Annotated in this window: 10 protein-coding genes; 5 read left to right on the top strand and 5 right to left on the bottom strand. The window is 69.8% G+C overall.

Going from position 1 to position 9,378, the window contains the following annotated elements; genetic code table 11:
• The first annotated feature begins 822 nt into the window (after positions 1–822).
• The 3 genes from IL992_RS03135 to IL992_RS03125 all read left to right on the top strand — a co-directional run bounded on the left by IL992_RS03135 (position 823) and on the right by IL992_RS03125 (position 3,346).
• Positions 823–1,137, top strand: coding sequence for a hypothetical protein (locus tag IL992_RS03135; RefSeq protein ID WP_319018295.1), 315 nt, complete (start codon positions 823–825; stop codon positions 1,135–1,137).
• Positions 1,138–1,186: 49 nt separating this feature from the next.
• Positions 1,187–1,822 carry a GNAT family N-acetyltransferase gene (locus IL992_RS03130; protein ID WP_193201744.1) on the top strand — a complete coding sequence of 212 codons (636 nt, stop codon included), beginning with the start codon at positions 1,187–1,189 and terminating at the stop codon, positions 1,820–1,822.
• Positions 1,823–2,122: 300 nt separating this feature from the next.
• Entirely contained in the window at positions 2,123–3,346 is a 1,224-nt protein-coding gene (locus IL992_RS03125) for an FAD-dependent oxidoreductase (RefSeq protein WP_193201743.1), read from the top strand.
• 32 nt (positions 3,347–3,378) lie between these two features.
• On the opposite strand, the gene IL992_RS03120 is transcribed toward IL992_RS03125, so the two are convergent.
• The 4 genes from IL992_RS03120 to IL992_RS03105 form a co-directional block, all read right to left on the bottom strand.
• Positions 3,379–4,215, bottom strand: a complete 837-nt coding sequence (locus IL992_RS03120) for a MerR family transcriptional regulator (protein WP_319018294.1) — start codon at positions 4,213–4,215, stop codon at positions 3,379–3,381.
• Between the two features lie 59 nt (positions 4,216–4,274).
• Positions 4,275–4,766, bottom strand: a complete 492-nt coding sequence (locus IL992_RS03115; protein ID WP_193201741.1) for a VOC family protein — start codon at positions 4,764–4,766, stop codon at positions 4,275–4,277.
• Between the two features lie 157 nt (positions 4,767–4,923).
• Positions 4,924–5,451: a dihydrolipoyllysine-residue succinyltransferase component of 2-oxoglutarate dehydrogenase complex gene (locus IL992_RS03110; protein ID WP_193201740.1), complete on the bottom strand. Its 528-nt coding sequence runs from the start codon at positions 5,449–5,451 to the stop codon at positions 4,924–4,926.
• Positions 5,452–5,819: 368 nt separating this feature from the next.
• Positions 5,820–6,734: a DNA-3-methyladenine glycosylase family protein gene (locus IL992_RS03105; protein WP_193201739.1), complete on the bottom strand. Its 915-nt coding sequence runs from the start codon at positions 6,732–6,734 to the stop codon at positions 5,820–5,822.
• Between the two features lie 126 nt (positions 6,735–6,860).
• Here IL992_RS03105 and IL992_RS03100 point away from each other — a divergent pair, with 126 nt between their 5' ends.
• Positions 6,861–7,130, top strand: a complete 270-nt coding sequence (locus tag IL992_RS03100; RefSeq protein ID WP_193201738.1) for a DUF6191 domain-containing protein — start codon at positions 6,861–6,863, stop codon at positions 7,128–7,130.
• A 238-nt stretch (positions 7,131–7,368) separates the two neighbouring features.
• The gene (locus IL992_RS03095) at positions 7,369–8,781 is read left to right on the top strand and encodes a condensation domain-containing protein (RefSeq protein ID WP_193201737.1); all 1,413 of its coding nucleotides are present in this window, start codon (positions 7,369–7,371) and stop codon (positions 8,779–8,781) included.
• Here IL992_RS03095 and IL992_RS03090 read toward each other — a convergent pair.
• Positions 8,741–9,373, bottom strand: coding sequence for a LysE family translocator (locus tag IL992_RS03090; protein WP_193201736.1), 633 nt, complete (start codon positions 9,371–9,373; stop codon positions 8,741–8,743). The genes IL992_RS03095 and IL992_RS03090 overlap by 41 nt on opposite strands.
• Between the last annotated feature and the right edge of the window lie 5 nt (positions 9,374–9,378).

Genomic DNA, 9,378 nt, shown 5'->3' with positions numbered 1-9,378 from the left:
CGGTGCAGCCGGCGTATCTCCGCCCAGTCCTCCACGCTCAGCACCTTCCCGATCTAGGCCCATGAGGCCGGTAGATGGGTCCGTTTTCGAGCGTCGACACTGGTCCAGTATTGGAGCGCCGCCGTCATCCACGGTCCGCGATGCGTGCAGGACCTCAACCTGGAGTGGATCTCGCCGGGCGAGAGACCGGCGGTGAGAAGTCCGCGGAACTCGCGTTCCGGCACAACTGTTGGACATCGCGGGCGACCTCCCACGGCGTGCGCTGAACATCGATGGGCGGGAAGCCGCTCTCCGCCATCACCTCGCGGACGAGCGGTTCAACTTCGCTCATCGATCCGATGGACAACGTGTGGCCTGCCAGCTCCCACACCGCTGGAGAGTCAAGGCCCGCTTCGATCAGTTCGCACGCCGGCCAACCGGCCTCCGGCGCGGTCCCCGAGAGGTGGCCCCAGAGGAGATCACCTCTCAGCTCAGCCAGACGACTCCTGAGCTCAGGGGAGAATTTCATCAGACCAGTATTCCGCGGTTGATCATTTGTCAGGCAAGAGCGCTCTCTATACGCTGGTTGGCGATCTCCCGTTGCCCGTCGATGCGCTGCGTAGACGCGGAGCCTGACGTCCACCCCGTGATCGGCGCGCTCCCCCCGCTCCAGGGCTCACCCGAGTAACGTGGCCGATCATCGCGTGCCATGCGAGGTGGTCCCGATTCTCCTCGGAGACCGACAGGAGCACGAGAAAGAGCGTGGCGATGGCCCGGAACAGGACTGATGCACGTACCCGGCGTGAGGGAGGAACGAGGGGTGGCCTCTGGGGTCCCGTTCTGGTGAACCTGGGGCTCGGTGTGCCCGCGATTGTGCCGCTCTATCTGGCGTGGTGGCTGCTGACCGAGTACATGCCGATGGACTGCAAAAGCACGGAGGACCTTGCCAAGCCGAATCTCACCAACTGCAACTACACCACTCTCGATCACGCGAGCGTCGTCATGCTTCTCCTGGCTGCGACCGGCGTCCTCATGCTGGCATTGGTGGTGGTGATCGATGTGGTCTTCCCACTTGAGACCGGACGAAGGTTGGCGGCCTGGGCCGGCGCGGCTGTGCTCATCCCCGTCCCGTTCGCGCTGTGCCTGGCGCTGGCCTGAAGACTGACATTCTTGCCACCCGCCGCAGCGTCTTGGACACTTTGTGGCCATGCCCGATCACTGGCCTCTGTTCAAGCTGCGCTTGAGCACGCCCCGGCTGGAACTGCGCCTGCCCACGCTGGAGGACCTCGATCAACTGGCCGGCCGAGCGGTTGAGGGCATCCACGACCCCGAAGTCATGCCCTTCATTCCGCCGTGGACCGATGTCCCGAGCGACGAGCTTCCCAGAAACGTCGTCCTGTTCAACCTTGGCGAAATCGCCCGGTGGCGGCCTGAGCGCTGGTGCTGCAATTTCGCCGTCATCCATGACGGGCAGGCCATCGGCGTCCAGGACTTGTCCGCGACCGACTTCGCCGTCACCCGCGAGGTACACACCGGCTCCTGGCTCGGCCGCCCTTATCAGGGACGCGGTCTTGGCACTGAGATGCGCGCCGCAGTCCTCCACCTGGCCTTCACCGGTCTTGGCGCTCTCTCGGCCGTCTCCGCCGCCTTCGAGGACAACGGCTCCTCGCTGGCCGTCTCCCGCAAACTCGGTTACCGACCCGATGGCATGTCGGTCCACAATGTGCGCGGCCGGCGTGCCATCGCCCGACGCCTGCGGCTGGACCACGGCGCGTTCACCAGCCCGGTTCCCGTCGACATCCACGGTCTGGAGCCCTGCCTGCCCCATTTCGGCCTGCGCTGACGACCCTGCCGGGTGAGGAGTACGTCAACGCATCGTCCGACGGAGCGTGGCCGGGGCGGTGCGCGGCCGGCGTGCCCCCCTGGCGCGTGCCCTCTCATACGCCCGCGGCGTGGCGGCGGGCCACCGTAATGGTGAGCAGGCCCGCGGAGAAGGCGTCGATGACGAGTTCCGCCCTGCCGCGGGCGGTATGCGCGGGTCCGGATCCAGTGCGACAGACGAGGCTTCTCTACCGGCGACTCGCACAGGATGGAAAGGGATGCGGATTCCAGATTGCGCGCCGCCTGACAGGAGTGTGTGCCGATGCCGGAAGCGCCACAGGTTGTCATCATCGGAGGAGGTCTGGGTGGGCTCTGCGCGGCCCACGGCCTGCGCACGGCCGGAATCGGCGTGACGGTCCACGAGCGCGATCCCTCTCCCGATTACCGGCCGCAGGGTTACCGCCTCCACCTCGACTCGCGGGGCGCGGGCGCGCTGCGCGAGTGTCTGCCGCCCCGCCTCTACGAGCTGTTCACCGCCACCGCCGGGCTGCCCAGCAGACGAGTCACCGTCGTCGACGAACGCCTACGGGAGCTGCACGGCGTGACGTTCGACGGCGTGTCGGCAGGGGACGACCCCGCGACCTTCAGCGCCCCGGTCGACCGGATGGTGCTGCGCCAGGTTCTCCTGGCCGGGCTGGACGGCGTGGTCAGGTACGACGCCGAGTTCACGCGCTACGAGCACGAGGGCGAGCGCGTGCGCGCCTGGTTCGCCGACGGCAGCAGCGTCATGGGTGACGTGCTGGTGGGCGCCGACGGCATCGGTTCACGCGTACGCGGGCAGATGCTGCCGCATGCGCGGATCAAGGATCTGGGCACGAGATGTGTCTACGGCAGGACCCTGCTCGACGAGCAGATGGCCGGGCTGCTCCCTCCCCGGCTGCACGAGGGCTTCATGTCGGTGCGCTCGGGCCGGGCCGGACTGGCGCTGGGTCTGGTGCGGCTGCGCGAGGATCCGGCAAGGGCGGCCGCCAGGCTCTGGCCGGGGCTGCGTCCGTACTGGCCAGGCGACTATGTGATGTGGGCGCTGACGGTGGACGCGCGCGAACTGCCGGGCACCGGCGCCGAGCCGTCGGCCGCCGCACTGCATGAGTTCGTGAAGCGGCGCATCGCGACCTGGCACCCCAACTTGGTGGCCTTGGTGGCCGCCGCCGAGGTGGCTCAGACGTTCTGCGTGGCGATCAGCAGCTCCGTCCCCGTCGGGCCCTGGAGACCTTCCAACGTCACCGTGCTGGGCGACGCCGTTCATGCGATGAGCCCGGCCCAGGGCTCGGGGGCCAACTGCGCGTTGCTTGACGCGGCCGTGCTGTGCCGTGCCCTGTCCGGCGCCGTCACGGCGGGACTGCCGCTCGCCGGTGCGATCGGCGACTACGAGCGGCGGATGACCGACTACGGCTTCGCCGCGGTGCGCGCGTCGGAGCGGGCGGCGGAGGCGAGGAGCGGCCCTCTGTCCAGGACATTCGCCCGGCTCGGGCGGTTGCTCCGTTAGACCCGCACCGGCCGGCGCCCGACCTTCGCCCGCTACCGCCAGGTCGCGGACTCCGGGTCGACGCCGTGGGCCTCAGCGTTCGCGCAGATCGTGTCGCGCAGCCAGACGGCCAGGCCCGGCACGACCGCGTCGTAGTGGGCCGCGAACCTGGGATCGGCGGCGAACATCCGCCCGATGCAGGCGTGCATCGAGTGCGTGCAGTCGAAATATCTCGACATCAACGCGCGGTGCCGCTCCGCGAGGGCGTTCGCGTCGGCGGACCCGGGCGTGAGGCCCGCACGCTTCGCGGCGGCGAAGTCGGCGTTCAGGGCGCCTGTCTCGGCCGCGACCGTCTTCCAGTCCTCCGGCGTCATCTCGCCGGCCCGCTCGGTGTACTGCGCCCACTGCGCGCTGTCTCCCCACCGGTCCTCGGCCTCGTCGACCCAGGCGGGCTGCCAGTCGTCGCCGAAGATCTCGACCTGCTCCTCCGGGGTCAACCGCATGCCGGTGCTCGACGCCCCCAGCATGCGGTCGACCGCGCCGACCATCTTCCGCAGACGGGATATGCGCTCCACGAGCAGCGCCCGCTGCCGGCGCAGGTGATCACGCGCGCCGGTGCCCGGGTCGTCGAGGACCCGGCCGATCTCGGCGAGCGTAAACCCGATCTCCCTGTAGACGAGGACGCGGTGGATCCGCGCGACGTCGTCACCGGAGTACACCCGGTATCCGGCCCAGGTGCGCCCGCTCGGGCGTACGAGGCCGATGGCGTCCCAATGGTGCAGCGTCTTCACGCTGACCCCGACGAGCGCGGCCGCCCGGCCGACGGTGAGGCCGTCGGAACCGTCCGAGCCGGTGATGGCCGGTTCCCGTCGGTGGGCGTCGCTCGTCACCGGCCCAGTATCGCCGACCTCGCCGAAGGCCCTGGGCCTGAGACGGACGTACGGGATGCTCATTCGGTTGGGATCTCGATGCCTATCGCCCGCAGCTCGTCGGCCCGGGCGCTACGCGGATCGAGCGGCTGAGCGGCCGTCATCACGACCCGGGCGTTCTCGGGCGTGACGACCGTCAGCTCGATGGAGTTCCAGGGCATCTCCCTCGGGCCGCTGGTGCATCCCGGCACCAGTTCCTCGCAGTGGGCGGCGATCCGGTCGATCTGGCTGAGGACGCAGGCGAAGCTCACACTCATCGCCGGGACCTCGCCCACGTGTTCCGAGGGCACGAGCAGGACGTCCTGGAAGGCCCAGCGCCGCAGGTGGGTCAGTCGATCCGGTACGGAGAACAGGTCGACGAACCCGAGCCCGCGGGTCCAGAAGTCCTTCGACACCGCGAGGTCGCGGGTGGGGATGGTGACGAACATCGGCATGCCGTAGTAATCCCGGTAAATCTCGGGGGCGGTCGCGTCGAGCGCGGGCATGGGAACGGGACTGATGTACTCGCTCATGCCCTGATCGTCGAGCCTCCTGCTGCGTCAGGGTCAAGGCGAACACCATGCCGGTGGAGACGGTCGCGCCGGCGAGCCGGGACACGGCCGCGGCGGTCGGAAAACAAGGGGCGCGTTCCCGCTCCTCGGAAACGCGCCCCCGGTCATGGCGTGCTTGTCAGGCGACCTTCACCGTGGCCGAGCTCTGCTGCTTGGCCGACGTGCCGGCGAAGGCGGCCTTCCAGGTGCCCGTCCCGCCGTTGTCCACCTTCACGCTGTACTGCCCGCGCGATCCTGTGCGCGTGGAGGTGACGTACGTGTAGCGGGTGGAGCCGGCCTTGCGGAAGTAGACGGCGATGGTCTGGGCGGACAGGCCCGATCGGCCGGAGGTCAGCGAGCCCGAGAGCGCCAACTGCTTGGCACGCCGGTCATAACGGGACCGCTTCGCCGTCTCCTCGCCCGCCGAGGCGGCGATGGTCAGCGAGGTGGCCGCGGCGGGGCGGGAGTCCTTCTCGCCGTCATTCCGCTTGGGGTCCTGCTTCGGGTCCTGCTTGGGGGTCTGCTTCGGGTCCTGCTTGGGGGTCGTGGTGGCCACGGGTCGCGGGGCGCCCGGCTCACCGGTCGCCGCGAAGGCCGACGCCGTCGGGACGAGCACGCAGGCGCCGACGGTGGCGGTCAGCAGTCCGGCGGTCACTTTTGCACGCATTGCTTCCTCCTCGGGGAAAACCACCGGCGCGGAATTCAATGGACAGAGAGGGTGTCCGCACCGGATTTCGCCTTCACCGAAGAACGTATCGGCCTTTTCCGCGGCCGGGACGATCCTTAAATGTTCGCACGTCCACGGCGGCCCGCTTACGCGATTCTTATGACGCCAGCTCAGAGCGGGCGCGTGGACGATTATCACCCAATGCGGCAGAAGCGGCCCGGCCGATGAAGTCTCATCCAATGTTCAGCCCGCATGAGAATACGATGAGACGATTCCCCGGCCCGTTCATCGTCTTCTCAGACGCAGCGAGACGACCTCGGCATGGCCTCGCGAGCCCGCCGCCCCTCGCGCTGTTCGCCACACGAGGTTCAGCGGCCCCGCGCTGGTCGGCTCGGAGGCCGGTCGTCGTCCATCACGCCGTAGCCCGACGCGCGGAACAGGAAGGAGGCCCAGGATCGGTAGGGCCGCCACGCCTCGGCCACCTTCCGGTACGCGGCAGGCGGAGCGTCATCCGGCAGGCCGTACGCCTCACGCAGGATCGCGAACAGGCGTGGTTCGTCGCCCGGGAACGCGTCCGGCGCCCCCGCGCCGCGGATCAGGATCAGGCCGGCGGAGAACGGCCCCACACCGGGCAGGGCGCGGAGTTCGGCCAGCGCCTCCTGGGGGTCGATCGCGCGCAGATGCTCGGCGGTGAGCACGCCGTCGAGCGCCGCGCGGGCCAGCCCGCGCAGCCACTCCTCCTTCTGCGCGGGCAGGCCGAGGCCACCGGCCTGCAGCAGCGTCATGGGCGGAGGAAAGGCGGCGTACGTCTCTCCGTCCACGACGACCTTCGCTCCGTATCGCTCCGCGATGCGCTGTTTGAGCCGGGCGGCGATGAGCATCGACGAACGCTGCACGATCACCGCCCAGCAGGCCGCCTCCCAGGGGCTCCAGAAGCACAGCGGGCGCAGGCCGGGACTCTTCCGCTGCAGGTCGCCGAGAACCGGGTCGGCCTCGCCGGCCTCGGCGAAGCCGGAGCCGTCCACGTCGAGGGACAGGATGCGCGCCACCTCGCCCCGGATCCGCGGCCCGGCTGCCCGCGTCGTGGCGACGGCGACGCCGTCCGGCGCGGGGGTCACGGTCACGCCGATCGGCAGCCAGTCGGACTCCGCGCAGTAGGCGAAGCGCAGCGCCCGCCCGTCGGAGGGCAGCCCGCCGGTGGCCGGCCAGTCCTCGACGAAGCGCAACGTGGCGCCGAAGTCGAACGGGCCTTCTGCCGTGAGCGTGAAACCGTGGCTGGTCATGGGGGACATCGTACGAGGCCGGACAGACAAACGATCTTGCCGGGCGGCATGCCGTCGCCTCCGTCGGCCATACCGGATCCTCGGGAACGAGGACGCCCGGGAAGGACGGGAGGTACGGTCAGGATCATGGAGATGGTGGCGTGCGCGCTGATTCTTCTGGCCCTACTCGAACGCCTGTGGCGGTGGGCGGCCAAGGTTCGCAAGTCCGGCCGGTCCATCTCGGCCACCGGATTCGACGAGTTCACGGCGGCCTTCCTCTCCACCAAGCGGGTGCAGCTGGAGCAGCGGCAGAGCGAGATGATGCTCCGCGACGACGAGACCGACGGCGCGCCACCCGCCAACCGCATCGACACCGTCCGCAACAAGATCACGATCGTCGCGCCGGACAAGAGGTAACTCCGAGCCTCGACGTCCCCCTTTCGAAAGTTTCGGAGATAGACTTTCGATTTTTCACTGTTGCCCTTCCGTACCTGTTGCCTATTCTTCCCTTGCACGGGGACTTCCGGGGGGACCAAAACCGGACCGAGTGGCATTTCTATGCCGATCATGGAGTGGGCATCGTGTCGAAACTTTTCGGTTACGGCGTGGAGATCGGCCTCGGCGACGAGCCGGCCTCCCGAGGGACGACGGGCTCATGGTGACGGTGGCGTTCAGCGGCACGCGGGACGGCGAGGCGCCGCTGACCTGGGGACAGCGACTGATATGGCGGGCGGTCCACCTGATGGGCGACAGCCAGACGTTCCTGAGCTGCCCGTGGGTGCTCCCGGTGTACGGCAGACGTGACCTCGGCAGCGTCCTGGACGCACTGCGCGTGCTGCTCGAACGCCACGAGAGCCTGCGTACGACCTTCGCCCTCACGCCGGAAGGCCCGGTGCAGCGGGTCGGGCGCGGCGGCGAGCTGGCCGTGGACCTGGTGGAGGCGGGACAGGAACGGGCGCTGCGGGTCGCCGAGCGGCTCGCGGGCGAACTGGGCCGTACGGCCTTCGCCCACGACCGAGACCTGCCGCTGCGCTGCGCCGTCGTCGTCAAGAACGGCCGCCCGATGGCGCTGGCGTTGGCCTTCTCCCATCTGGCGGTGGACTTCCAGGCGCTGAACACGCTGTCGGAGGAGTGGAAGGCCCTGCTGCGCGGCGAGGAACTGCCGCCCGCCGAGTGGCAGCCGATGGACCAGGCGGCCGCGGAGCGCGAGGAGCCGTACCCCGCCCGCTCGGCCAAGTCCGTCCGATACTGGCACTCCGTGCTGGCGGAGGGACCGCTGGACGTGTTCGACCATCCGCCGCGCGAGGCGGAGGACCCGCGGTTCATCGAGGTCGGCATGGAGTCGGTGGCGCTCGCCACCGCGGCACAGCGGCTGGCGGAGCGCTGGAAGATGAGCACGACCAGTGTGCTGCTCGCCGCCTGCGCCACCGTGCTGGCCACCGTGAGCGGCCGTCCACGCGCGGTCATGCAGCTCGTGCACAGCAACCGCCGCGACGCGCGCACCCGCACGATGGTCGGCACCGTGGAACAGGACGGCCTGTTCGTGCTCGACCTGCCCGCCACGGACTTCGCCGCCGCCTGCCGGGCCGCGCACCGCGGGGCGCTCAGGGCGTACCGCAACGCGCACTACGACCCGTTCGAGATGCAGGCCATGCGCGAGGAGATCGGCCGCCGCCGCGGCCGGGAGCCGGACCTCGACGCGTTCTTCAATGACAGGCGGACCGTCGGCACCTGGCCGGGCCTGCCTCCCGCCGGCCCCGACGAGGACGTGGCCCGCCTCACCGAGAAGACCCGGACGTACGTCACGAACGCCTGGCCGGGTGTCCGTTTCAAGGCGTTCTTCACGGTCGTCTCGGCCCCCGACACCGGACGGCTCAGCCTCATCGTGGACACCGCCTACCTGCCCCCGGACATCGCCGAGGCGATGCTGCGCGGCGTCGAGGCCCTGCTGGTCCGCGCCCTCACCGAGGAGGTCCCGATCGCCGCAGTCCCCGAGGTGTGCGGAGTCGGCCCGTACGACGGGCGGCTCAGGACTGCTGGACCGCCAGGCGCAGACCGAAGCCGATGACGATGAGGCCGGTGAGCCGGTCCAGGGCGCGCTTGACCGACGGCCTGCGCAGCCAGCCGCGCACCATCCCGGTGAACCCGATGAGCACGGCGCTCCACACCAGCGCCTCGCAGACGTGAACGCCCGCCAGCAGTACGCCCATCACCGCGTGCGGCACGCCCTGGGGCATGAACTGCGGCAGCACCGCGACGTAGAAGGCGCCCACCTTCGGGTTGAGCAGGTTGGTCAGCAGGCCCCGCCGGAACGCCCGTCCCCATCCGGCCTCCGGCGGGTCCGGCGGCGCCGGGTCGTCCGCCTGGCTCGTGCGGCTGTGCCAGAGCATCCTGCCGCCCATCCAGATCAGGTACGCGACGCCCGCCCAGCGCAGCACCTCGTACGCCACGTGGGAGGCGGTGAGGAGAGCGGACAGTCCGGCGGCCGTGAGCAGACCCCACAGCAGGGTGCCCACCTGGATGCCGAGCACCACGGCCCAGGCCGACCTCCTGCCGGCGAGCAGCGACGTGCGCAGGATCAGAGCCGTGTCCAGGCCGGGGGTGAGCGTGAGCAGCGCCACGATGACGGCGAACGAGGCGATCGCACCATAGACGTCCACAGACG

The organism is Microbispora sitophila (genome assembly GCF_014892245.1).
Lineage (GTDB): Bacteria > Actinomycetota > Actinomycetes > Streptosporangiales > Streptosporangiaceae > Microbispora > Microbispora siamensis.
Note: the sequence above shows the minus strand (reverse complement) of the source record. Positions and strands in the feature narration are given on the sequence as shown.

What these genes read in the sequence shown, in the direction of transcription:
- IL992_RS03110 (WP_193201740.1), bottom strand. Translation starts at nt 5,451, where the DNA reads ATGCGTGCAAAAGTGACCGCCGGACTGCTGACCGCCACCGTCGGCGCC.
- IL992_RS03125 (WP_193201743.1), top strand. Translation starts at nt 2,123, where the DNA reads ATGCCGGAAGCGCCACAGGTTGTCATCATCGGAGGAGGTCTGGGTGGG.
- IL992_RS03115 (WP_193201741.1), bottom strand. Translation starts at nt 4,766, where the DNA reads ATGAGCGAGTACATCAGTCCCGTTCCCATGCCCGCGCTCGACGCGACC.
- IL992_RS03105 (WP_193201739.1), bottom strand. Translation starts at nt 6,734, where the DNA reads ATGACCAGCCACGGTTTCACGCTCACGGCAGAAGGCCCGTTCGACTTC.
- IL992_RS03100 (WP_193201738.1), top strand. Translation starts at nt 6,861, where the DNA reads ATGGAGATGGTGGCGTGCGCGCTGATTCTTCTGGCCCTACTCGAACGC.
- IL992_RS03095 (WP_193201737.1), top strand. Translation starts at nt 7,369, where the DNA reads ATGGTGACGGTGGCGTTCAGCGGCACGCGGGACGGCGAGGCGCCGCTG.
- IL992_RS03130 (WP_193201744.1), top strand. Translation starts at nt 1,187, where the DNA reads ATGCCCGATCACTGGCCTCTGTTCAAGCTGCGCTTGAGCACGCCCCGG.